A 23,388-nucleotide genomic window follows, 5' to 3' on the forward strand; every position below is an offset into this window, starting at 1 on the left:
TGTCGCGCGCTTCAGGTCACGGCTTGCGGGCGGCGGCCGAAGCATTGCGCGCCGCCTCGAACTCGTCGCCCGGCTTCCAGGCCGGCCAGTCGCGCGAGTTGGCCAGGGCCGAGCCGACCTCATAGAGCAGCTGAACATCGGCGGCGGCGGCGTCCATCTTCCACTCGGGCGTCCATTCGTCCGTAGGCTGATGATAACGGTTCGCCACATAGTCACGGCTGGCGGCGTTATGCCCGGTGAAACCGGCGGCGGCGAACAGGGCGGGCACGCCCTTCCGCGCCAGCGGGAAGTGGTCGGAACGATAGAAGGCCCCGGCCTGAGGCGCCGGATCGGGGATCAGGCGGCGCCCTTCGCGCCCGGCGAAGACGGCCAACCGGTCATCCAGATCATTCTTGCCCGCGCCGATGACAACGATGTTCGGGTCGATCTCGGTGCCCGGCAGCAGGCTGTCCATGTTGATGTTGGCCACCGTCGTCTCCAGCGGCCAGACCGGGTTGGCGGCGTAGTATTCGGCCCCCAGCAGGCCTGTCTCTTCCGCCGCCCAGCTGACGAAGACGGTCGAGCGTTGGGGGCGCGGCCCCTCGGCGAACAGGCGGGCCAGTTCCAGCACCGCCGCCACCCCGGTCGCATTGTCCACGGCGCCGTTATAGATGTCGTCGCCGTTCTTGGGCGTGGCGCGGCCATAGGCGTCCCAGTGGGCGCCGAACATGACCGTCTCGTCCGGGTGGGTCGTACCCGGCAGGCGGGCCATGACGTTGCGGGTCTGCACCCGGTCAGCCTTCTGACCGAAGTCGATGGACATGGTCACGCCGTCCAGCGCCACCGGCTGGAAGTCGGGCGTCCGCGCCTGCGCCTTCAGCGCCGCGAAGTCGAGCCCGGCGTCCTGGAACAGCTTTTCGGCCACCGCGCCCTGGATCCAGCCCTGGGCCGCCACCCGCTCCTTGTCCGGGTCGGCGCGGACGATGTCGAACTTGGGCGCGGTCGAGGAGTTCTGCAGCGTCGACCAGGGATAGCCCGCGCCCGGCGTGTCATGGATGACCAGAACGCCCGCCGCGCCATGCGCCGCCGCCACCTGGAACTTGTAGGTCCAGCGGCCGTAGAAGGTCATGGCCTGACCGTCGAACTTGCCGGCGACGGGATGGCCTTCCGGCGCGCCGAAGTCGGGGTCGTTGACCAGGACCAGCATGATCTTGCCGGTCAGGTCGATCCCCTTGTAGTCGTCCCAGCCGCGTTCGGGCGCGTCCACGCCATAGCCGACGAAGACCAGCGGCGCGTCCTTGAGCGCGATGTGGCTGACCGGCCTATCCGAGGAGACGATGACGTCGGTCGCCCGTTGCAGGGCGGTGGTCTGTCCCTTGGCCGTGACGTTGATGGTCGCCGGTCCGTCCTGACTGGTGCGGCTGACCTGAGCGACCTGAACCCATGACCCGTCGGGGCCTCCGGGCTCCAGCCCAAGCGCCTGGAACTGCTGCGTCAGCCATGCGATGATCTTGTCCTCGCCAGGCGTGACCGGGGCGCGGCCCTCGAATTCATCCGAGGCCAGAACCCGCGTCGCCTCGCTGAGCCGCAGGGGGTCGACACGGCCAAGCGGGGCCGTCTGGGCGAGGACCGAAGTCGAGGTTATCAGGACGGCGATCAGGCCGAAGGCGGCGGAACGGGGCATCGACATCAGGCGCGCTCGAACGACAGCGAAAGGGAAGGAGACAGGCTGCGCCCCCCGGCCGTCCGTGTCGAGCCCCCGCCCTTGGTCGATCAGCGCGTCTTCAACCAGTCCAGCACGCCGTCCGCCGCGACCACGCCGGAAGCGAAGGAGGCCTGCAGCAGATAGCCGCCAGTCGGCGCCTCCCAGTCCAGCATCTCGCCCGCCAGAAAGACGCCTGGGCGCGACTTGAGCATCAGGCGCTCGTCCACGGCGTCCAGCGTGACGCCCCCGGCCGAGGAGATGGCCCGGCTGAGGCCCTGCACCCCGGTCAGGGTCAGGGGCACGCCCTTGATCCGCGCCGCCAGCAGAGCGGGTTCGGTCGGAATCGTCCCGGCCTCGCGCAGCAGGGCGAGGGCCAGATGATCGAGATGAACGGCCTTCCTCAGCCAGTTGGACAGGCTGTCCTTGCCGCGCGGCCTCGACAGGCGCCGCGTCAGGGCCTCCTGCGACTGGTCGGGGCGCAGGTCGAGGGTCAGCGCGGCCGATCCATCGCGCGCGACAGCGTCACGCAGGTCCGCCGACAGGGCGTAGATCGCCCCGCCCTCTATCCCATAGGCGGCGATCATGGCCTCGCCGCGCACCGCGCGCCCGGCGTGGCTCAGGGCGATCACCTTCAGCGGCTGGCCTGCGAAACGGTCGCGGAACAGGGGAGACCAGGCGAGGTCGAAGCCGACATTGGCGGGACGGAAGGGGGCCACGACAGCGCCCGCCTCTTCCAGCGCCGGAACCCAGGCGGCGTCGGAACCCAGCCTGGCCCAGCTGGCCCCGCCGAGCGCCAACACCACGGCGTCGGGCCGTTCCAGCCGCTCGCTTTCGGGGGTGTCGAAGCTGAGCGCCCCGTCTTTCCAACCGGTCCAGCGCGAACGGGTGCGGATCTCGACGCCCAGCCCCTCCAGCCGCGCCAGCCAGGCGCGCAGCAAGGGCGAGGCCTTCATGGCCTTGGGGAAGACCCGGCCCGACGAACCGACAAAGGTCGCCGACCCCAGATCCTCGGCCCAGGCGGTCAGGTCGGCGGAAGAGAAGGCGTCCAGCCAGCCGCTGATCCGCGCCCGCGCCGGGGCGTCGTAGCGGTTCAGGAAGGGCTTCAGCGCCTCCGAATGGGTCAGGTTCAACCCACCCCGCCCGGCCATCAGGAACTTGCGCGCCACCGAAGGCATCCGCTCATGCACCGTGATGCGCAGGCCCGCCTGGGCCAGACGCTCGGCCGCCATCAGGCCGGCGGGACCGGCGCCGATCACGGCGACAGTGAGAGGTGTGGAGGAAGGGGCGTCGGTCATCACGCCTTCCTAGACCGGAACGTCCGCGAACGGCATACGCTCTGTCCTCATGAGCGTCGCCTTCACCCGAGAAGAAGATCTGGAAGCCACGGCCGCCGACCTGGTGGACCGCCCGATCTCGCCCCACCCCAACCACGTCACGCCCGAGGGGCTGGCCCAGATCGAAGCCGAACTGGCCTCGGCCCGCGCGGCCTATACGAAGGCCCAGACGGAAGGCTCGATCGAGGCCGACCGCACCGCCATGGCGCGGGCCACGCGCGACCTGCGCTACTGGTCGGCGCGGCGGGCCTCAGCCCAGTTGCTGGAGACGACGCCGGACGGCCGGGTGCGCTTTGGCGGCGCCGTCACCATCGAGCGCGAGGACGGCCGTACCCAGACCTGGCGCATCGTCGGCGAGGACGAGGCCGATCCGGCCAAGGGCTCGGTCAGCCACGTCTCGCCCCTGGCCCGCGCCCTGATGGGCAAACGGGTCGGCGACGAGGCCAGCGTGGCGGGCCAGTCGGTCGAGATCGTCGCCGTCGATTGAAGGCGACGGCCTAGAAGCCGCCGGTCCCCTTCTCCTTCGCGACCGGCTGGAAGTCGCGCACGAAGCGTTCCAGCAGGCGGACGCTGAAGCCGGCCGACCCGGCGGGTTTGACGTCGCTGGCGCCGCCATAGGCCATGTTGGCGATGTCCAGGTGGGCCCAGGGCGTCTCGGGCCGGGCGAAGTAGCCGATGAAGTGGGCGCCCGTGCCCGCCCCCGCGCCGCCCTCGCCCGAGTTCTTGATGTCGGCGATGGTCGAGCTGGTGGCCCCGACATAGGAGGGATGCAACGGCAGGCGCCACAGGCGCTCGCCGGTCGCGTCGCCTGCGACCCGAAGTTGGTCAGCCAGGGCGTCGTGACGGCTGAACAGACCCGCATAGTCATTGCCCAGGGCGCCGCCGACCGAGCCGGTCAGGGTGGCAACGTCGACGATGGCGGCGGGGTTCAGCCGGGTGTCGGCCCAGACCATGGCGTCGGCCAGGACCAGACGACCCTCGGCGTCGGTCGAGATGACCTCGATGGTCTTGCCGTTCATGGCGGTCAGGACGTCGCCGGGGCGGATGGCGTTCCCGTCCGGCATGTTCTCGGCCAGGGCCGCGACGGCGGCCACATCGACCGGCGCGCCCGCCTTGGCCAGGGCCAGGACGGCGCCGACGACGCTGGCGGCGCCCGACATGTCCATCTTCATACTGCCCATATTGGCGCCCGGCTTGATCGAGATGCCGCCGGAATCGAAGGTGATGCCCTTGCCCAGCAGGGCGACGGGTCCGGCGTCGGGTGCGCCCGCCCCCTTGTAGCGCACCACCATCAGGCGCGGCGCGCGCGCGGAGCCCTGGCCGACGCCCAGCAGCGAGCCCATGCCGAGGCGCTGCATGGCGGGCACGTCCAGCACCTCGATCTCGACGCCGGGCACGCCGGCGAAGGCGGCGCGGGCGCGCTCCACAAAGCTCTCGGGATAGATGACGTTGGCGGGCTCGTTGGAGATGTCGCGGGTCCAGGCCATGGCCTCGACCAGAGCCGCGCCACGGCGGTAGGCTGCCTGAGCAGCAGCAGGGTCGGCGGCGATCAGCGTAATCCCGCCCGGCGCGGCCGCGTCGCGGCCGGTGGTGCGGTGCAGGTCGGACCGGTACTGGCCGAGGCCGAGGCCCGCAGCCAGTTCGGCGGCGCTGTCGGCGGACAGGCCGCCGGTCAGGACGGTCATAGCGCCGGGCTGGGCCATCAGGGCGCGACCAGCGACGGTTCCGGCGGTCTGGACCTCGGCGGTCCTGGCGTCGACGGGCAGGCCCACGACCAGGATGCGGTCCCAGCCTCCGACGCCGTGCAGGCTGAGCGTCTGACGGGCCTTGTAGTCGAAGCGGGCGGCGGTCAGGGCGGCGGCGATCGCCTGACGCACGGCGGGCGTCAGGGCCGCGCCGCGCGTGGCCAGGTCACCCTCGGCGCCGAGCGGCAGAACCAGGGCGCCCGAGGGCTCGCCCGGCGCGGCCGCGAAGGTCACGGCGCGCTGCACAGCCGGGGCGGCGCGCGGCGTCAGGGCGGCGGGCGTTTCCGTCGCGGCGGCCCGGCGCGACTGCGCCTCGGCTGGCATGGCGACGGTCAGGCTGACGGCCGCCAGAGCAGCAGCGGCGGCGAAGGTCGAAAAATTGGCAGTGCGGCGCATCGGTCGGAGCCCCCTCGGTGTCGATGAAGAGGCTCTTATGGCCAGGGTCGCTGGAGCGCTGCAAACCGTTCCGGCGAGGGAGCGGCTGTCCGCGACGCCGTGTCGCGGCGCGGACAAGGGCTCAGCAGGCGGCGCGGCGAGGGCGCAGCGTCGCTGCGGGCTTGGCGGCGAGCTGGGTCGCTGCAGACTTGCGGGCCTCCAGCAGGGCGCCGATCCAGCCCCACGCGGGTTCCTTATGAGTGCGGTACATTTCTTCCATCGGTCGTCCTCCTTTCGTGATGCCTGAATATGCAGTTGACGAACAGGGTTCACAAACGAGACCATGAGGCTCACACATAAGGCTTGCTTATGATCGACATCCTGGCCCGCATTCCCGTCGACGCCCTGAGGGTGTTCGAAGCCGCCGCGCGCCTGCTCAGCTTCACCCGCGCCGCCGAGGCTTTGGGCATGACGCAGGCGGCGGTCAGCTGGCGCATTCGCGATCTGGAGCAGAGGCTGGACCGGCCCCTGTTCGTGCGCGGCACGCGGCAGGTGTCGCTGACGCCGGAGGGGGAGCGACTGGCCACGGCGGCGATCGAGGCCATGACCCTGTTGCGTCGCGCCGTCGCCGATGTGGTCGAGGCCGATCAGGGCGTTCTGGCCATCACCACGCTGCAGACCCTGGCGACCCAGTGGCTGGCGACGCGGCTGGGGTCCTTCCAGCTCGACAACCCCGATCTGGCGGTGCGGGTGGACACCAGTCCGACCCTGTCCATGCTGGGCGCCGACGGCCTGGACGTGGCCCTGCGGTTTGGTTCAGGCCAGTGGGCCGGGCTGGAGAGCCGCTTTCTGATGCCGGCCGTCTTCACTCCCCTGTGCAGCCCCGCCATGCGCGACCGGCTGGACCTGCAGACCCCCGCCGATCTGAAGCGGGCCCATCTGGTCGGCGAGCCGCGCGAATGGGCCGCCTGGTTCGCCGCCGCCGAGGTCTCGCCCGCCGACACGGCCCCGCCGCCGCGTCTGACCGCCGACAATCAGGCCATGGAGGTGGCGGCGGCTCTGGGCGATCAGGGCGTGGCCCTGGGCTCGCCCATCCTCTATGCGCGCGAGATCGAACGCGGCCTGCTGGTCCGGCCCTTCGAGCAGACGGTGGCCTTGGCCGAGGGCTACTGGATCTGCTACCCGCCCGCGCGCCGTCTGACCCCCAAGGTCGCCCGCTTCCGCGACTGGCTGCTGGACACCGCCCGCGCCGACCCGGCGGTGGTCGCGGGCGCGCGACTGGCCGGACGCGAAGTCGGGCAGGTCTGCGGATAGGTCCTCAGTCCGCCGGCATCCGCCCGTAGTTGACGGCGATGCGGCCGATCAGACCCTTGACGATCAGGTCGACGGGCGTGCCCTCGCGATAGTCGCCCTCGGCGACGAAGTTGACCCGGTCTTCCGAGATCAGGCGGTGGATCTTGTTATGGTCGCGCGGGGTGTTGTCGGGATCATAGACGGCGATGGAGAAGCCGCCCTTGGTGTGCATCATCTTCATCGTGGGCACGTCGGTGTCGCCGTCGCCGAGGAAGATCATCCGGTCGAACGGAATCGGGCGTTCCTCGTCGGGGATGAAGCGGTTGATGCGCTCATCATCCCAGTGGTTGTGCACGCCCTTGTTGATGCGGAACAGATACTGGGTCTTGGTGGTGTAGTTGACGCCGACGGCGGGCCAGACGGCGACCTCGTTTTCGTCATAGGCGTATTTCGAGGCGAAGACGTGGGTGAAGGCCTCGGCGATGGGGCAGCCCTGGATCATCTCCTCCAACCCCGCCGAGATGATGTAGTGCTCGATCTCCAGACCGTACTGGGCGCCGAATTCGTTCATCCGGTCGAACCAGCTGCGGTCCCGCAGACCCTCGAACAGGGCCACGTCGCGGCCGTGATCCTGCAGCGTCTGGCGTGTGACGGGATTGCCCTGTTCGCGCGCCGCCAGCAGCATCATCTGCATGTACATCAGGATGCCGTCGCCGTCGGAGGCGATGGTCCGGGGACGGACGGTCTCGTTCCAGAACTGGGCCGGCGTCATCCCGATCGAGGGAATGAAGCTGACCTCCTGCATATTGCCCCGCGCCAGGGTCCCGTCGAAATCATAGATGATGGCGGTCTTGAGCAGGGGACGGGTCGTGTCGGCCATGGGGGCGTCCTAGAGGGCTTGGACAGGCCCTCTAGCACGACATGGACGAAACATCAGCCCAACAGCAGTTCCGGGGCCGCCGTGGGAGCCGTGGCCTCGACCGGCAGATGCAGGATGAAGGCCGCGCCCTTGCCCGGCTCGGACTGGACCTCGGCCCAGCCCCCGTGCAGCTCGACGAGGGCCTTGACCAGGGCCAGGGCCACGCCCGGCCCGCCGCGCTCACGCCGCACAAAGCGGTCGAAGACGTGGGCCTGCAGGTGATAGGGAATGCCGCGACCGGTGTCCTCGACGCGGATGCGGACCTCGCCCGATCCGACCTCGGCCGTCAGGGTCACGGCCCCGCCTTCGGAGACGGCGCGACAGGCGTTCTCCAGCAGGTGATCGACGGCCTGGGCGATGCGACGGGCGTCGGCGCGGATCGGCTTGAGGCGGGGCGGGCAGGCGACGGTCAGGACGGCGCCTCGGCCCTCGACCTTGCCGCGCACCTTTTCGGCGCAGGCTTCCAGCAGGTCGCAGACGCGCATGTCGCCCAGCGCCAGCTCCATCTCGCCGGCGTCGATTTGGGCCATGTCCAGAACGTCGTCGATGGAGCGGGCCAGATGGCTGGCGGCGACGCGGATAGCCCCGGCGTGCTGGCGGCTGCGCTCAGGCAGGTCGCCCATGGCCTCCAGCAGCTCGGAATAGCCGACGATGGTGGTCAGCGGGGTGCGCAGTTCATAGGAGACGCTGCCGACGAATTCGCGCTTCAGGGCCTGGCTTTCGGCGAGCGCCGCTTCCTTGGCGGCCAGGGCCTGTTCCAGTTCGCGCCGGGCGGTGACGTCGGAGAAGGCCACCAGGGTGGCGCCGTCGGGCAGGGGACGGGTCTGCCAGGCCACCACCCGGCCGTCGTCGGTGCGGGCCTCGCCCGAGATCGGCACGCGGCTTTCGGGGTCAGGATCGGCCACCCGCGCCTTGAGCCCCAGCCACAGGGCGGCGTCGTCCAGGACCGGCCGACACAAGGCGGCCACGGCGTCGAACTCTCCGGCCTCGGCCAGCTTCTCGGCCGAGACGCCCCAGAAGATCTCGAAGGCGTCGTTGTGCAGCCGCAGCCTTCCGTCCGAACCGAAGACCGCCACCGCGTCGTTCAGCTTGTCCAGGGTGGCCGTCTGGACCTGGATCTGGGCGTTGTAGCGACTGCGCAGTTGCAGCTCGTCAGTGATGTCCGAAAAGATCAGCAGGATGCCGCCCAAGGGGTGAGGCTGACGAACGACCCGCAGCGTCCGCCCATCGGGCAGGGACCAACTGTCGTCCGGCGCGGCCTGGGCGGCGCCGTAGAACTCCAGCTCCTGAGCCTTCCACCCGGCGTAGTCGATGACCTCGGGCAGCTGGCGCTTCTGGCGCAGGCGGTCCAGCAGCTCGGCATGGGTCGGGCGCTCGTCCAGCCAGGCCGGGTCGATGTTGAACAGTTGCTGGAAGGCGGTGTTGTGGAAGGCCAGCCGCTTGGCCGGGCCGAAGATGGCCACGGCGTCGGCCAGGTGGTTCAGGGTCTCGTCATGGGCCTCGACGTGACGACGCAGGTTGTCGCGTGTTTCCTCGGCCTCGGTCATGTCTATCGCGAAGGCGATGACGGCGCCGCGCCCGCCCGCCAAAGGCTCGGCCAGGATGCGCCAGGCCTTGCGGCGGCCGTCCGAAGACACCCAGCGGAAGCCTTCCTGCCGCGCGTTCAGGCGCGACGCCTCGGCCACCACGACATCGGCGCCTCGGTCGAAGCTGAGGCCAGCCTCGTGCGCCTCGGCCAGGGTTTCGGCCCGGACTTCCGTCAGCCAGGCCTTGTTGGCCCAGATCAGCTGTCCCGCCCCGTCGACCACCCAGGTCGGGGCGGGCGAGGCCTCGGCCAGGGCGCCCAGACCGGCGTCAGCCGCCGTCTCGGCCCCGCCCAGCTTCGACAGCCGCAGCCAGGCCGACCCGCCCAGAGCGCGGCCCTCGACCGCCCAGGCGCCATCGGCGGATTCCAGCAGGGTCTCGAACGGCTCGCCGCGATGGACCAGCCCCTCCATGTGCCCCGTGTGGGTCTCCGTCAGTGCACGAACGATGACTTCAGCCGCCTCGACTCCCCGACGGCCTGGGGCGAGAACCGCCAGGGCTTCGGGGGCGCCGAACACCGACTGGGCCGCGCCCTCGGGCGTCAGGGCCAGTCGCACGTCGTCGAAGACGTTGAGGGCGCCCTCGCAGGCGGCGGCGTGGGCGCGCTCGCTCGCCAGCCAGACCTCGACCTCCGCCTCGCGCGCGCCCAGGCGCTTGCGCAGCCGCCAGGCCCAGGCGCTGATCGCCAGCGCCAGGCCCGCCGCGCCCGCAGTGGCCACATAGGCGATGTCGGCCTCGGCCATCCTGTCCCCGGAAAATTCGTCGAACGAAGCAGCAGCGCCCTCGAAGGCGCCGACCGATTCGCGTTTACCATACCCTGATTGCGCGATTTGCGATGCGGCGAGACGACGGATTGCAGCCTGCCCCGGCGCGGGCGATATCCGAACCATGACCCAGACCCCGAACCCGGCGTGGAACGATCAGTCCGCCCCCTCACTCGACGACTTCGCGCGCCTGGCCGAGGCCGCCTTCGCCGCACTGCCCGAAATGTTCCGCCAGGCGGCGGGCGAGGTGGTCATCCGCGTCGATGACTTCGCCGACGAAGGCGTCTTGGCGGATCTTGAGATCGAGGACCCGTTCGAGCTGACCGGCCTCTATTCCGGGGTCCACATCGGCGAGCGCGACGCCATGGGTCCGGCGGCCGAACCATCGCGCATCTTTCTCTATCGCCGCCCCATCCTCGACGAATGGTGCGAGCGCGGCGACGTCGGCCTGGCCGAGATCATCGCCCACGTCCTGATCCACGAAATCGGCCATCACCTCGGCCTCGACGACGACCAGATCCACGCCATCGAGGACGAGGACTGAGGCCTAGTCGGCGGTCCGCTCCAGGCGGGCGGCGAAGAAGCCGTCCACGCCGCCGCGTTCTGCCCATTGCGAGGGCAGGATGCGCAGCCAGCCTTCGGCCGTCAGGGCCTCGTCGGGGGCGCCGATCTCAGCCGGAACGGCGGCGACCGTGCGGAAGGCCGGGTTGCGGCGCAGGAAGGCGATGACCTGGGTCTCGCCCTCCTCGCGTTCCAGCGAGCAGACGCAGTAAACCAGACGGCCGCCGGGCTTCACCTTCTCGGCGGCGACGTCGAGCAGGCGGTGCTGCACGTCGGCCAGCTTGGCGACCTCGGCGGGACGGGTGGCGCGCAGCACTTCCGGGTTGCGACGATAGGTGCCGGTGGCGGTGCAGGGCGCGTCCAGCAGGACGGCGTCGAAGGTGCGGTCGTCCTCCCAGTCCTCGACCGGAACGGCCACGACCTCGACCGGCAGGCCCGTGCGGTCGAAGTTCTGTTTCAGGCGCTTCAGGCGGGCGGGCGAGCGGTCCACCGCCACGACCTCGGCGCCGGCGGCGGCCAGCTGCAGGGTCTTGCCGCCGGGGGCGGCGCACATGTCCAGGACCGTCTCGCCGGCCTTGACGGCCAGCAGGCGGGCGGGGACGGCGGCGGCGGCGTCCTGGACCCACCAGTCGCCGGCCTCGAAGCCGGGCCAGCCGGCCACGTCGCCGCGCTTGCCGGTGCGCACCGTGCCGCCGGGCAGGACCTCGCCCTCGACGTCCTGGGCCAGGGCGGCCAGATCGACCGAAGGCTTGGCGCTGAGGTCGGTGGCGGGCTCCTCGCGGGTGGCCAGGGCCAGGCCGATCAGGTTGGCCTCGCCATAAGTCGCCTTCCAGCGGGCGGCCAGCCAGTCGGGCAGGTTGGATTCCGCTGTAGTCAGGCCGGGACCGTCGCGGTCGACGCCGCGCAGGACGGCGTTGACCAGGTTCTTGTAGGGGCGGGTCTTGGCGTCGCGCTCGGCCAGTTTCACGGCGGTCGAGACGGCGGCGAAGGCAGGGGTGCCCAGGACCAGGGTCTGGGCCAGGGCGACGCGCAGGATGGTGCGCACCGGGGCCGGAGGCGCCTTCTGCAGGCGGCGGTCCAGTATCTGGTCGATCTCGCCCAGACGGCGCAGGGCGGCCATGGCCACGGCGCGGGCAAAGGCGCGGTCGGGACCGGCCAGGTCCTTGGCCGGGGACTGGCTGAGGGCCTCATCCAGACCCGTGCGCTTCTCCAGCGCGGCGTTCAGCAGGATGCCGGCTACGAGACGGGCCTCCACGCCGATGTCGGCGTGGGGATCATCGGCGACCACCTCGGGCTTGGCCTCACGACGCGGGCGCGATTTTTCAGCCATGCGACGACCGCGCGCGGCCGAACTTTTGCCCTTGGGCGTACCACCACTCATACGGAAACCTGCGTGCCCAGTTCGACCACGCGGCCGGGCGGAATATGGAAGAAGTCGGTCGGATTGGCGGCGTTGCGCATCAGGAAGATGAACAGCTTGTCCTGCCACAAAGGCATGCCCTGACGCGCCGACGGCACAACCGAGCGACGACCCAGGAAGAAGCTGGTCGACATGATGTCGAACTTCAGACCCTGCTTGCGGCACAGGCCCAGGGCGCGCGGCACGTTCGGCGTCTCCATGAAGCCGTAGGTGATGGTCAGCCGTTTGAAGTCGTCGCTGATCGGCTCCATCGTCACCCGCTGGCTGTCGGCCACGCGGGGCCGGTCGGCGGTGTGGACCGTCAGGATGACGTTCTTCTCGTGCAGCACCTTGTTGTGCTTGAGGTTGTGCATCAGGGCCACCGGCGCGACCTCGGGGTCCGAGGTCAGGAAGATGGCGGTGCCAGGCGCGCGATGCGGCGGCCGCGCCTTCAGCATCTCGATCAGGTCATGCAGGGGCAGGCTGTCCTTGCGGGTCTTCTCGGTCAGAATCTGGGTGCCGCGCACCCAGGTCCACATGATCAGCACCAGGCCGCCGCCCAGCACCAGAGGCATCCAGGCGCCGTCGGGGATCTTCAGCAGGTTGGAGGTCAGGAAAACGCCGTCAATGATGCCGAACGGCACAAGGGTGCCCAGCACCGCCCACATCGGCCACTTCCACTTCTTGGTCACCACCGACCATGACATCAGGGTGTTGACCAGCATGGTGCCGGTGACGGCCACGCCATAGGCCGCCGTCAGATTGTGCGACGACTGGAAGGTCAGCAGCAGGAAGAGCACGCCGATCATCAGCAGGCTGTTGACCGCCGGAACGTAGATCTGGCCGGCCAGGGTCTCGGAGGTGTTGCGGATGTCGATGCGAGGCAGGAGACCCAGCTGGACCGCCTGTTGGGTCACCGAGAAGGCGCCGGTGATCACCGCCTGGCTGGCGATGACCGTAGCCGCCGTGGCCAGGATCAGCATGGGCCAGTAGATCATCTGCGGCACCATGTTCCAGAACGGGTTGTCCGCCGCGCCGGGGTTGTCCAGCAGGAAGGCGCCCTGGCCCAGATAGTTGAGCGTCAGGCAGGGCAGGACCACGAACAGCCAGCCCTGACGGATCGGCGCCTTGCCGAAGTGGCCCATGTCCGCATAGAGGGCCTCGGCCCCCGTAACGGCCAGAAAGACGCTGCCGAGGATGACGAAGCCGAGGAAGCCATCCTTGAGCAGGAGCTCGACGCCATAGGTCGGCGACAGGGCGCGCAGGATCGAGATGTCGTCGAAGATGTGCGTCAGACCCAGCACGCCCAGGCTGAGGAACCAGACGGCGGTGATGGGGCCGAAGAACCTGGCCAGGCCGGCGGTGCCGCGCGACTGGACCAGGAAGAGGGCGATCAGGATGCCCGCCGAGATCGGCAGGATGAAGGGATCCAGTTCGCCGTTCAGGCCGGGGGCGTCCTTCAGCCCCTCGACCGCCGACAGCACCGAGATGGCCGGCGTGATGACGCCGTCGCTGTAGAAAAGCGCCGCGCCGCAGACGCCGAGGATGAACAGCCAGGCGCTGCGCCGGCCGACCGCGTGCTGGGCCAGGGCCATCAGCGACAGGGTGCCGCCCTCGCCCTTGTTGTCGGCCCGCATCAGGAACATGACGTATTTGAACGTCACCACCACCATCAGGGCCCAGAAGGCCAGCGACACCACGCCGATGATGGCCAGCTCGCCGCCGACCCCCTTCTGGGCGTGGCCGATGGCCTCGCGCAGGGCGTAGATCGGGCTGGTGCCGATGTCGCCGAAGACCACGCCGATGGCGCCCAGGATCAGGGCGCGATGCGTCGCCTTGCCGTGCCCCTGCGGAGAGGGAGTCCCGGCGTTCGGTTGTTCGGAAGCGTTTGCGGCGGACGTTGTCGCGTCGCCGCGGGGCGTATCCCCAGCCATGCATGACCTCCGGGCCGCGCGGAGGGCGCGCCCATTAACAGCGGCGGGCCTTTAGACCCTTTCCGTCAGCGGTTCAATCGGGCCTCGGTTCCGCCCGTCGCGCCGCCGACAGAATGCGCCGGTCGGCCTTGGCCTGGACCAGAACTACGACGTTGTCTTCAGACGAAGAATCGCCGGGAAGGGCGAAAAGGACGGGGCGGCCCGTCCAGTCGCCCAAACGATGCACCTGGCGCACCACATTGACGTGGCGCACGGCCTGACCGCGATTGTCGCCCTGGCGCACCTCGACGGTCTGAAGGCCCGGCTGATAGACGACGGCCAGGATCTCGGCCCCACCGCGCGGCGGGCGGCCCGAACCGACCCCGACCCGGTCGCCGGTCTCGCGGAACTCGATCTCGGGCGGATGCAGGCGCGCGGCGGCCTCGGCGTCGATCGCGGCCTGAAGCTCGGGCGGGCGGGCGCCCGACAGCTGACGCCGACCGTCGACCACCACCTGGGGCGTCGAGACGTTTCTGAGCTTCAAGGCCTGACGATAGGCCTGCTGGCGGGCGGTGAACTCCGGCTTGGCGAAGGTGTCGGACCAGCCGAGGTAGTCCCAGTAGCCGACGCCGTAGGTCAGGGCGATGACCCCCGGCGCGTTCGCCACCGCCTCCAGAGTGCGGTTGGCCTCAGGACAGCCGGAACAGCCCTGGGCCGTGAACAGCTCGACCACCACCGGCTGGACCGCGGCGTCGCGTTCGCGCGGCGGCGCGGCAGCGGCGGTCAACAGGCAAAGGCCTGCCGCCGCCATCACCCCGATCCTGATCAAGCCCTTTGCCGTCATCCGACGATCCTAGCCGCTCGGCCCATCCGCGCCGCTCATAAAACCGTGAAGGGTGAAACCTCACAGACTTCCCTGGCCTATCGCGCTTCGCGCTGCCTGAGGCCGAGCCCGTTATCCCGGCCGGAGAGCCAGAACCGCCCAAGACGCGGACGTCAGCGCCCTGGCGGTCCCGGATAGCGGCGAAACCGCTTCCGGGATGACAAACAGGTCGGGACGCCGAGGGTCAGTCCATCAGCTGCTGGGCCAGATAGACGTAATGCCTTGCCCAGCGGCGGGCGTTGGCCACCGGATCGGCGTCGTTGGAGTGACCGCCGGCCGTGTCCTCGAAATAGAGGTGATCGTGGCCTTGGTCGCCCAAGCGCGCCGCGAACTTGCGGGCGTGGCCGGGGTGGACCCGGTCGTCGCGCGTATTGGTGGTGATGTAGACGCGCGGGTATTTCACCTCGGGCCTCAGCTGCTGATAGGCCGAGTAGCGGGCGATGAACTCGGCGTCGCCGGGGATGCGCGGGTCGCCGTATTCACCGATCCACGAGGCGCCGGCGGGCAGGTCCTGATAGCGCAGCATGTCGATCAGCGGGCTTTCGATCACCGCCGCATTGAACAGCTCCGGGTGCTGGGTGATCGACACCGAGGTCAGGACCCCCCCGTTGGACCGGCCATAGATGCCCAGATGGCGCGGGCTGGTGATCTTGCGCTGTTCCAGATCGCGGGCCACGGCGGCGAAGTCGTCGAAGGCGCGCTGGCGGTTCTCGCGCAGGGCCGCCTGGTGCCAGCCGGGTCCGAACTCGCCGCCGCCGCGGATATTGGCCTGGACGAAGACGCCGCCGTTCTCGAGCCAGAGCTTGCCCATCTCCGGCTTGTAGGCGGGCGGGAAGCTGGCCTGGAAGCCGCCGTAGCCGAACAGGATGGTCGGACCGGTCCCGTCCATCGCCAGATCCTTAGGCCGGGTGACGAAGTAGGGGATCTTCGTCCCGTCGGTCGAGGTCGCCTCGAACTGCTCGACCACATGGGTCGAGGCGTCGAACTTGGCCGGGGCCGACTTCAGCTCGGTCAGCGCGCCGGTGGCGACCTCGGCCAGGCTGAGCGTCGGCGGCGTCAGGAAGCCCTGGGTCGAGACGAAGACCCGACCCTTGGACTTCGAGCTGTCGCCCAGGCCCACGGCGCTGTTGGCGGGAACGGCGATGTCGGTCACGGTCCAGCCGTTCGGCGTCGAGGTGAAGCGCTTCAGCGTGCCCACGACATTGTCGGCGATAACGGCGACGATGCTGTCGGACATGACCGTGACGTTCTGCAGAGACTGGCGCGGCGTCGGCGTGAAGACGGTCGCCCGGTCAGCGCCGATGGCGATATCGAGCCGAACCGGACCCAGAACACCGATCGGCAACGACAGCAGCGAACCCGCCTTGTAGTCCTGACCGTCAAAGGTCCAGGGCTGATCGGGCGAGAAGATCAGATTGCCGCCCATGACGCCCTCGATAGCGACCCGTTCAGGCAGGTTCAGCTTGACCGGCTTACCGTCAGCCAGACGCCAGATCTCCGAGCGGAAAGTGTCCAGCGGGCGGCTGAACAGGACGGCCTCGACCGCCCCGGCCTTGTCGCGGAAGACCATGGGCGAGACGCCGTAGCCGCCGTCGGACTGCTGGCCGCGATAGACCTCGGTCGCATGGCCCAGCGGATGGCCGCGCTGCAGGGATTTGACGATAAAGGGATAGCCCGACTCGGTCATCGTGCCCGGGCCGAAGTCGGTGGCGATCAGCAGGGTGTCGCGGTCCAGCCAGGTCAGGCGGTGCTTGCCCTCGGGGATGACGAAGCCGCCCTCAACGAAGGTCTTGGTGGTCAGGTCGAACTCGCGGACGGTCACGGCGTCCTTGCCGCCGTCCGACAGGTTGATCAGGCAGCGGGTCTCGTCCGGCGCCAGGCAGTTGGCGCCCTTGAACACCCAGTCACGGCCTTCGGCCTTGGCCAGGGCGTCGATGTCCAGCAGGGTCTCCCACTGGGGCTGGTTGCTGCGATAGCTGTTCAGGGTCGTGCGGCGCCAGACACCCTTGGGATTGGCGGCGTCCTGCCAGAAATTGCCCAGGCCTTCGCCCAGGAAGCTGACGCCGGGAATGCGGTCGGTCGCCGTCAGGGTGGCCTCGGCCTGCTGACGGAAGGGCTCGTAGCGGTGGTCGCCGGTCAGGGCGGCCAAGGCCTCCTCATTCGAGGCGGCGACGAAGGCGCGGGCCTCGGCCCCGTCCACCTCTTCCAGCGCCAGATGATCGTCGGCGGCCTTGACCCCCTCGGGCGACAGATCGCGCGGGAAGTGCGGCGGCGGGTTGGTCGCAGAGGCGGCGGCGGGATCGACCGGCGCGCCCTCGGCCAAGGCCGGACCGGCGGCGAGGATCAGCACCGGCAGGGCGGCGGACAGGAACAGGGACTTCATGGTTTTCTCCGCTTGCGAAATCCTCCCCTGCTTCAGCGGGGGAGGGGGACCGCCGCCAGGCGGTGGAGGGGGCGGAACCAACCTCGGCGTTCGGGGTCGCCCCCTCCACCACTTCGTGGTCCCCCTCCCCCGTTCGCCAAGGCTCACAGGGGAGGATCAGATACCGCTTACTGCTGCGCCGGTTCGTCCATCAGGCGACGCGTCAGATAGGTGTATTCCAGCGCGATGCGGCGAGCCGTTTCGCGCAGGTTGGCGCCGGCCGCGTGGCCGCCGTCGACGTTTTCATAGAAGAGGACCGGGTAGCCCAATTCCTCCATCCGCGCCGCCGCCTTGCGGGCGTGGCCGGGGTGGACGCGGTCGTCCTTGGTCGAGGTGTGGATGAAGACCTCGGGGTAGGGCTGCCCCGCCGCCAGACGCTGATAGGGCGAATATTCCTCGATCCAGGCGCGCTGTTCGGGGATATCCGGGTTGCCGTATTCGCCGATCCACGAGGCCCCGGCCAGCAGCTTGTGGAAGCGCAGCATGTCGAACAGGGGCACCTGGATGACCGCCGCATTGATCAGGTCGGGGCGCTGGGTCAGCATGGCCCCCATGAACAGGCCGCCCTGTGAGCCGCCCATGATCCCCAGGTGCGGCTGAGAGGTGATCCCGCGCGTGATCAGGTCCTGGGCCACGGCCTGGAAGTCCTCGTGGGCGCGCTGACGGTTTTCCTGCTGAGCCGCCTGGTGCCATTTCGGACCGAACTCGCCGCCGCCGCGCGTATTGGCGATGACATAGACGCCGCCGCGCTCCAGCCACAGCTTGCCGACCGTCGGCGAATAGCCGGGCAGCAGCGACGACTGGAAGCCGCCATAGCCGTAGAGCAGGGTCGGGTTCGACCCGTCCATGGCCATGGCGTCCTTATGGACGACGAAATAGGGGATCATCGTGCCGTCGGCGCTGCGCGCCTCGAACTGATCCACCCGCATGCCCGTGGCGTCGAACTTGGCGGGCAGGGACTTGGTCAGGGCGACCGCGCCGGTCGCCGCGTCCGCCAGATAGAGGCTGGACGGGTTCAGATAGCCGGCGACGCTGACGAAGATCTTGTCGTCGCGTTCCGAGGCCGAGCCGACGCCGACGGTGACGTTCTGCGGCAGGTCCAGACGGGTGCGCGCCCATTCGCCGGACGGGTTCGGACGGTAGACATAGACCGAACCGCGCACGTTTTCATAAAGGGCCACGACCAGGGTGTTGCGGGTGGCGCTGATGCCCTCGATGGCCTCGCGCTCGCCGGGGCGGATGATCAGTTGCGCCGGGGTCTTGGGATCTGCCAGCCAGGCCTTCAGGTTCCAGGCGATGACGTCGCCGGTCTTGAATTCCTGCCCCGAGGGCGCGGTCCAGTCCTGATCCGTCGTCACCACCATCTGGCCGGCGACCAGGGCGTTGATGTTGCCCTTGAGCGGCAACTCCAGCTTCGTCGTCGTGCCGTCGGCGTTCAGGCGCCAGGTTTCGCTTTCATAGAAGTTGATCCCCCGGTTCAGCAACACGGCCTGCACCGCGCCGTCAGCGTCGCGCAGGGTGTAGCCCGAGACCGAGACGTCGGTCTTCTGGCCGGCGAAGACCTCGACGGCCTGATCCACGGTCTGACCGCGCTTCAGAAGGCGCACGGTGCGCGGATAGCCCGAGTCCGTCAGCGAACCTTCGCCGAAGTCGCGCGAGATCAGCAGGGTGTCCTTGTCGATCCAGCTGGCGCCGCCCTTGGATTCCGGCAGGCTGATGCCGCCCTCGACGAAGGTCTTCGTCACGCTGTCGAACTCGCGGATGGTGACCGCGTCCTTGCCGCCGTTCGACAGGGAGACCAGGCAGTAACGCTCTTCGGGCGGCAGGCAGCTGGCGCCCTTGTAGACCCAGTTGGCGCCCTCGGCGGCCGACAGGGCGTCGATGTCGAGGATGGTTTCCCAGGTCGGCGTCGCGGTGCGGTAGCTGTCCAGCGTCGTGCGACGCCAGATGCCGCGCACATGGGTCGCGTCCTGCCAGAAGTTGTCGATGTGGCCGTCGTGGGTGAAGCCGGGCGAGGGAATGCGGTCGCGCGACTGGACGATGTCCAGCGCCTGCTGGTGCAGGGTCTCGTAGCGCGGGTCGCCCTGCAGCGTGCCGAGGGAATGCTCATTGTGGGTCTTGACCCAGGCCATGGCGCGCTCGCCCTCGACCTCTTCCAGCCAGATGTAGGGATCGGTCGCGTCGCTGGTCGCGAAACCCGGCGTGGATGCGGCGGCGGGCGTGTCGGTCGAATGGGCCATGGCGACGGGAGCGGCTCCGGCGGCGAGAAGAAGGGCGGCGGCGGACGCCAGAGTGCGGATCATGTTTTCATTCCCCAACAGAAATTGGGCGGCACCTTGGCGAGACACGAGGACCGCGGCAAGCGGCGGAAATCTTACAAGCCTGTCATCTTTCGTCGCAGCGACGGCGGAACGGGCGTCAATCGCCCTCATCCGGGATGCACAGGATCTGGCCGCAGGCCTTGCAGTGGACGGCGTCGGGATCGTGCTTCTGCAGACCGCAGGTCGGGCAGGGAAACTTGACCTTGTGCGGCCGGATCAGGGTCTGGGCCAGGCGGATGAAGAGGGTGATGCCCACCAGCATGACGATGATGGAGATGACCCGGCCCCCGTTGCCCGGCAGGGTGATGTCGCCGAACCCCGTCGTCGTCAGGGTGGCGACGGTGAAATAGAGGGCGTCCAGATAGCCGTTGATGTGCTCGGCCTTGCCCCGGAAATAGGCATAGACGAAGCCGGTCACGACGAAGACGAAGGTGATCAGAGCGGCCAGGGCCCGAGTGATTTCCTCGACCCGCGTGTCGTCGAAGCGGCGGCCGATGGTGCGCCAGAACAGGTCGCTGTTCAGCAGGCTCCACAGCCGCAGCAGCCTCAGGAAGCCGAGGTTGGCCAGCCAGACCGGGAACAGCAGGGTCGCCAGCACGAACAGATCGACCCAGACGATCGGCCGTTTCAGCCAGTCGCGGATGTCGGAATAGGCATAGGCCCGCGCCGCCAGATCCAGCCCCAGAACGGCGGCGATCAGATAGTCCATCACATAGAAGACCCAGCCCGCCTCCTTGAGGATCGGCGTGGCCAGGAAGAAGGCGATGATGGCCAGGTCGATGACGATGACCATCAGGCGGAACTTCACCGCCGCCGGCTGGGAGCCGTGATAGAGGTAGCGCAGCCGCGCCCTCAGCCGCAGACCTTCGGATTTGCCGGTTTCGCTATGATCTGACGCCATCGCCGCCAGCGATACATGAACCGGCGAAAAATCCTATATGAAGGCGGACATGACCCAGGCTGCTCGCCCCTATATCCGCATGAACGGCGCCGGAAACGCCTTCATCGTCGTCCAGGCCTTCGAGGAAGGCTTCCATCCGACCGAGGATCAGGTGCGCGCCCTGGCGAGCCCTGAGGCGGGTCTGGGCGGCTTCGACCAGTTGATCGGGATCGAACCGTCCGAGACGGCGGACGCCTTCATGCGCGTGTGGAACGCCGACGGCTCGATGGTCGAGACCTGCGGCAACGCCCTGCGCTGCGTCGGCTGGCTGCTGCTGGAAGCGACCGGCAAGGAACAGGTGATCATCGACACCCTCGGCGGGCCCACCACCGCGCGTCGGGCGGGGGATCATCTGGTGACCGTCGACATGGGTCACCCCCGTCTCGACTGGTCCCAGGTGCCGCTCGCCGAGGAGATGGACACGCGCGGCATCGAACTTCAGGTCGGGCCGATCGACGCTCCGGTCCTGCACACGCCGGGCGCGGTCTCGATGGGCAATCCCCACGTGGTCTTCTTCACCGATCAGCAGGACGACGCCTTCGTGCGCGGCTCGGGCTCCCTGGTCGAGCATCACCCGCTCTTCCCCGAGGGCGTCAATGTCGGCTTCGCCAAGGTCATAGACCACGATCATATCCGTCTGCGGGTGTGGGAGCGCGGGGCGGGTCTGACCCTGGCCTGCGGCACGGGCGCCTGCGCGGCCCTGGTGGCCACCGCCCGGCGCGGCCTGACCGCTCGCAAGGCGACCGTGATCGTCGACGGCGGCGAGCTGATCATCGACTGGGATGAAGCCACCGATCACGTCTTCATGACCGGCCCGGTCGAGATCGAGCGCACCGGGCTCTTGTCATAAAGCTCAGCAATCCGCCGCCTGACGTTGCGTCAACGGTTGTCCCCACCCGTCCCACGATCTAGGAACGAGAGGCGCCTGCCCTTCCCGAGATCGAAATGCCCGAATTGACCGACAAACAGACCTTCTCCGACGACGACGCCCTGGAGTTCCACAGCGCGCCGACCCCGGGCAAGATCTCCATGGCCCCGACCAAGCCGATGGCGACCCAGCGCGACCTGTCGCTGGCCTATTCGCCGGGCGTGGCCGTGCCGGTCCTGGCCATCGCCGAGGACGTGGACAAGGCCTACGACTATACGTCCAAGGGCAATATGGTCGCGGTCATTTCGAACGGCACCGCCATCCTGGGCCTGGGCAACCTCGGTCACATGGCCTCCAAGCCGGTGATGGAGGGCAAGTCGGTCCTGTTCAAACGCTTCGCCGACGTCGACAGCTTCGACGTCGAGGTGAAGACCACCGACCCCGACGAGTTCGTCACCGTGGTCAAGAACATCGGCGACACCTGGGGCGGCATCAACCTTGAGGACATCAAGTCCCCGGAATGCTTCGAGATCGAGGCCCAGCTGCAGGACCTGCTGGACATCCCGGTCTTCCACGACGACCAGCACGGCACGGCCATCATCTCGACCGCCGGCCTGATCAACGCCGCCCATATCGTCGGCAAGAAGCTGGAAGACCTCAAGGTCGTCCTGTCGGGCGCCGGGGCCGCGGGCCTGTCGTCCATCGCCCTGATGAAGGCCGCCGGCGTCAAGGCCGAGAACACCGTCATCTGCGACCGTCAGGGCGTCATCTACAAGGGCCGCGACAACGTCTCGCAATGGCAGGCGGCGCACGCCACCGACACGCCCCTGCGCACCCTGGCCGAAGCCATGGTCGGCGCCGACGTGGTGCTGGGCCTGTCGGCCAAGGGCGCGATCAGCAAGGAAATGGTCGCCTCCATGGCGCCCAATCCGATCATCTTCGCCATGGCCAACCCCGACCCGGAGATCACCCCGGAAGACGTCAAGTTGGTGCGGTCGGACGCCATCATCGCCACCGGCCGCTCGGACTATGTGAACCAGGTCAACAACGTCCTGGCCTTCCCCTACCTGTTCCGCGGCGCCCTGGATGTGCGCGCGCGTCAGATCAACCACGAGATGAAGATCGCCTGCGCCCACGCCCTGGCGGCGCTGGCCCGCGAGGACGTGCCGGACGAGGTCGCCGCCGCCTATCGCGGCCGCAAGCTGAAGTTCGGCCCGGAATACATCATCCCGACCCCGTTCGATCCGCGTCTGATCTGGTACATTCCGCCCTTCATCGCCCAGACGGCGATGGACACCGGCGTGGCCCGCAAGCCGATCGAGGACATGGAGGCCTATCGTATCGCCCTGCGTCAGCGGGTCGATCCCTCCGCCGCCCTGATGCAGAAGATCTCCTCGGCCGTGCGCTCGGGACCCAAGCAGCGGGTCGTCTTCGCCGAGGGCGAGGAGCAGTCGGTCATCCGCGCCGCCTGGGCCTTCAAGCAGGGCGACCTGGGCACGCCCATCCTGGTCGGTCGCGAGGACCTGATCCGTCAGAACGCCGCCGAGGCGGGGCTGAATTTCGACGACCTGGGCATCGAGGTAATGAACGCCCGCGTTTCGGAGCGGAACGCCGAATACGTCGAGTGGCTTTACAACCGCCTGCAGCGCCGGGGCTATCTGCGCCGCGACGTGCAGCGGATGATCAACCAGGACCGCAACTACTTCGGCGCCGCCATGATCGCGCGCGGCCAGGCCGACTGCATGGTCACCGGTGTGACCCGCAACTTCAACATGGCCCTGAAGGAGGTCCGCCGGGTCCTTGACGTCAAGGACCGCATGATCGGCCTGTCGATACTGCTGGCCAAGGGCCGCACCCTGTTCGTGGCCGACACCTCGATCCACGAATTGCCCAACGCCGCCGAACTGGCCGAGATCGCCGTCAAGGCCGCCGCCACGGTCAAGAAGCTGGGGCGCAAGCCGCGCGTCGCCTTCCTCAGCTACTCGACCTTCGGCGATCCGCCCGGCGATCGCGGCGAGAAGGTGCGCGAGGCCATTCGCATCCTGGACGCCATGGACGTCGACTTCGAATACGAAGGCGAAATGCCGCCCGAGCTGGCGCTGAACCCCGAAGCCCGCGCCAACTATCCCTTCATGCGCCTGACCGGCGACGCCAACGTCCTGGTCATGCCGGCTATCCACTCGGCGGCCATCTCGACCCGCCTGGTGCAGTCGCTGGGCGGCGCCACGGTGATCGGCCCTCTGCTGGTCGGTCTGGAGAAGTCGGTGCAGATCGTCCCGCTGGGCGCCTCGGTCAGCGAGATCATCACCGCCGCCACCTTCGCCGCCTACGCCGAGGGCGCCGAGGTCGAGGACTAGGCGCTTTCCATCGCTGGAATGTCGAG

At 68.8% G+C, this 23,388-nt stretch carries 17 protein-coding genes; 5 read left to right on the forward strand and 12 right to left on the reverse strand.

The genetic code is table 11. The features are described from left to right. Nucleotides 1-16: 16 nt before the first annotated feature. Both ACI2KI_RS12790 and ACI2KI_RS12795 read right to left on the reverse strand, forming a co-directional pair. On the reverse strand, nucleotides 17-1,669 hold the full coding sequence (locus ACI2KI_RS12790) for a M28 family metallopeptidase (RefSeq protein ID WP_404620604.1): 1,653 nt from the start codon (nucleotides 1,667-1,669) through the stop codon (nucleotides 17-19). An 83-nt stretch (nucleotides 1,670-1,752) separates the two neighbouring features. Beyond that, entirely contained in the window at nucleotides 1,753-2,979 is a 1,227-nt protein-coding gene (locus tag ACI2KI_RS12795) for an NAD(P)/FAD-dependent oxidoreductase (RefSeq protein WP_404620606.1), read from the reverse strand. A gap of 49 nt (nucleotides 2,980-3,028) precedes the next feature. Here ACI2KI_RS12795 and greA point away from each other — a divergent pair, with 49 nt between their 5' ends. After that, nucleotides 3,029-3,505: a transcription elongation factor GreA gene (greA, locus tag ACI2KI_RS12800; RefSeq protein WP_404620608.1), complete on the forward strand. Its 477-nt coding sequence runs from the start codon at nucleotides 3,029-3,031 to the stop codon at nucleotides 3,503-3,505. A gap of 10 nt (nucleotides 3,506-3,515) precedes the next feature. Here greA and ACI2KI_RS12805 read toward each other — a convergent pair whose 3' ends face one another. Further along, nucleotides 3,516-5,159, reverse strand: coding sequence for a leucyl aminopeptidase (locus ACI2KI_RS12805; RefSeq protein WP_404620610.1), 1,644 nt, complete (start codon nucleotides 5,157-5,159; stop codon nucleotides 3,516-3,518). A 121-nt stretch (nucleotides 5,160-5,280) separates the two neighbouring features. Continuing rightward, the gene (locus tag ACI2KI_RS12810; RefSeq protein WP_404620612.1) at nucleotides 5,281-5,418 is read right to left on the reverse strand and encodes a hypothetical protein; all 138 of its coding nucleotides are present in this window, start codon (nucleotides 5,416-5,418) and stop codon (nucleotides 5,281-5,283) included. An 89-nt stretch (nucleotides 5,419-5,507) separates the two neighbouring features. Here ACI2KI_RS12810 and ACI2KI_RS12815 point away from each other — a divergent pair, with 89 nt between their 5' ends. Next, on the forward strand, nucleotides 5,508-6,452 hold the full coding sequence (locus ACI2KI_RS12815; RefSeq protein ID WP_404620614.1) for a LysR substrate-binding domain-containing protein: 945 nt from the start codon (nucleotides 5,508-5,510) through the stop codon (nucleotides 6,450-6,452). A 4-nt stretch (nucleotides 6,453-6,456) separates the two neighbouring features. Here ACI2KI_RS12815 and ACI2KI_RS12820 read toward each other — a convergent pair whose 3' ends face one another. Next, nucleotides 6,457-7,311: an HAD family hydrolase gene (locus tag ACI2KI_RS12820; protein ID WP_292084924.1), complete on the reverse strand. Its 855-nt coding sequence runs from the start codon at nucleotides 7,309-7,311 to the stop codon at nucleotides 6,457-6,459. Between the two features lie 53 nt (nucleotides 7,312-7,364). Beyond that, entirely contained in the window at nucleotides 7,365-9,677 is a 2,313-nt protein-coding gene (locus ACI2KI_RS12825) for an ATP-binding protein (protein WP_404620616.1), read from the reverse strand. 145 nt (nucleotides 9,678-9,822) lie between these two features. Here ACI2KI_RS12825 and ACI2KI_RS12830 point away from each other — a divergent pair, with 145 nt between their 5' ends. Further along, nucleotides 9,823-10,242, forward strand: coding sequence for a metallopeptidase family protein (locus tag ACI2KI_RS12830; protein ID WP_404620618.1), 420 nt, complete (start codon nucleotides 9,823-9,825; stop codon nucleotides 10,240-10,242). A gap of 3 nt (nucleotides 10,243-10,245) precedes the next feature. Here the strand turns inward: ACI2KI_RS12830 and ACI2KI_RS12835 are convergent, their stop codons facing one another. From ACI2KI_RS12835 to ACI2KI_RS12860, 6 genes are all read right to left on the reverse strand, one after another. Then, nucleotides 10,246-11,589 carry an RsmB/NOP family class I SAM-dependent RNA methyltransferase gene (locus ACI2KI_RS12835; protein ID WP_404620620.1) on the reverse strand — a complete coding sequence of 448 codons (1,344 nt, stop codon included), beginning with the start codon at nucleotides 11,587-11,589 and terminating at the stop codon, nucleotides 10,246-10,248. Between the two features lie 47 nt (nucleotides 11,590-11,636). After that, complete coding sequence (locus ACI2KI_RS12840) at nucleotides 11,637-13,592, reverse strand: potassium transporter Kup (protein ID WP_292084919.1); 1,956 nt, start codon at nucleotides 13,590-13,592, stop codon at nucleotides 11,637-11,639. 73 nt (nucleotides 13,593-13,665) lie between these two features. Continuing rightward, nucleotides 13,666-14,382 (reverse strand): DUF1223 domain-containing protein, encoded by a 717-nt coding sequence (locus ACI2KI_RS12845; protein ID WP_404620622.1) that lies wholly within the window; start codon nucleotides 14,380-14,382, stop codon nucleotides 13,666-13,668. Between the two features lie 256 nt (nucleotides 14,383-14,638). After that, nucleotides 14,639-16,837 carry a prolyl oligopeptidase family protein gene (locus ACI2KI_RS12850; protein WP_404620624.1) on the reverse strand — a complete coding sequence of 733 codons (2,199 nt, stop codon included), beginning with the start codon at nucleotides 16,835-16,837 and terminating at the stop codon, nucleotides 14,639-14,641. 167 nt (nucleotides 16,838-17,004) lie between these two features. Next, a complete protein-coding gene (locus ACI2KI_RS12855; RefSeq protein ID WP_404620626.1) occupies nucleotides 17,005-19,179 on the reverse strand; it encodes a prolyl oligopeptidase family protein in 2,175 nt (724 codons plus the stop codon). Between the two features lie 115 nt (nucleotides 19,180-19,294). Further along, nucleotides 19,295-20,098 (reverse strand): ion channel, encoded by an 804-nt coding sequence (locus tag ACI2KI_RS12860; protein WP_331033495.1) that lies wholly within the window; start codon nucleotides 20,096-20,098, stop codon nucleotides 19,295-19,297. Nucleotides 20,099-20,147: 49 nt separating this feature from the next. On the opposite strand from ACI2KI_RS12860, the gene dapF reads away from it, so the two are divergent. Continuing rightward, nucleotides 20,148-20,987, forward strand: coding sequence for a diaminopimelate epimerase (gene dapF / locus ACI2KI_RS12865; RefSeq protein ID WP_404620628.1), 840 nt, complete (start codon nucleotides 20,148-20,150; stop codon nucleotides 20,985-20,987). A gap of 95 nt (nucleotides 20,988-21,082) precedes the next feature. After that, a complete protein-coding gene (locus ACI2KI_RS12870) occupies nucleotides 21,083-23,362 on the forward strand; it encodes an NADP-dependent malic enzyme (protein ID WP_404620630.1) in 2,280 nt (759 codons plus the stop codon). The last annotated feature ends 26 nt before the right edge of the window (nucleotides 23,363-23,388 follow it).

The sequence above is a fragment of the Brevundimonas sp. NPDC046655 genome (assembly GCF_044901625.1).
Lineage (GTDB): Bacteria > Pseudomonadota > Alphaproteobacteria > Caulobacterales > Caulobacteraceae > Brevundimonas.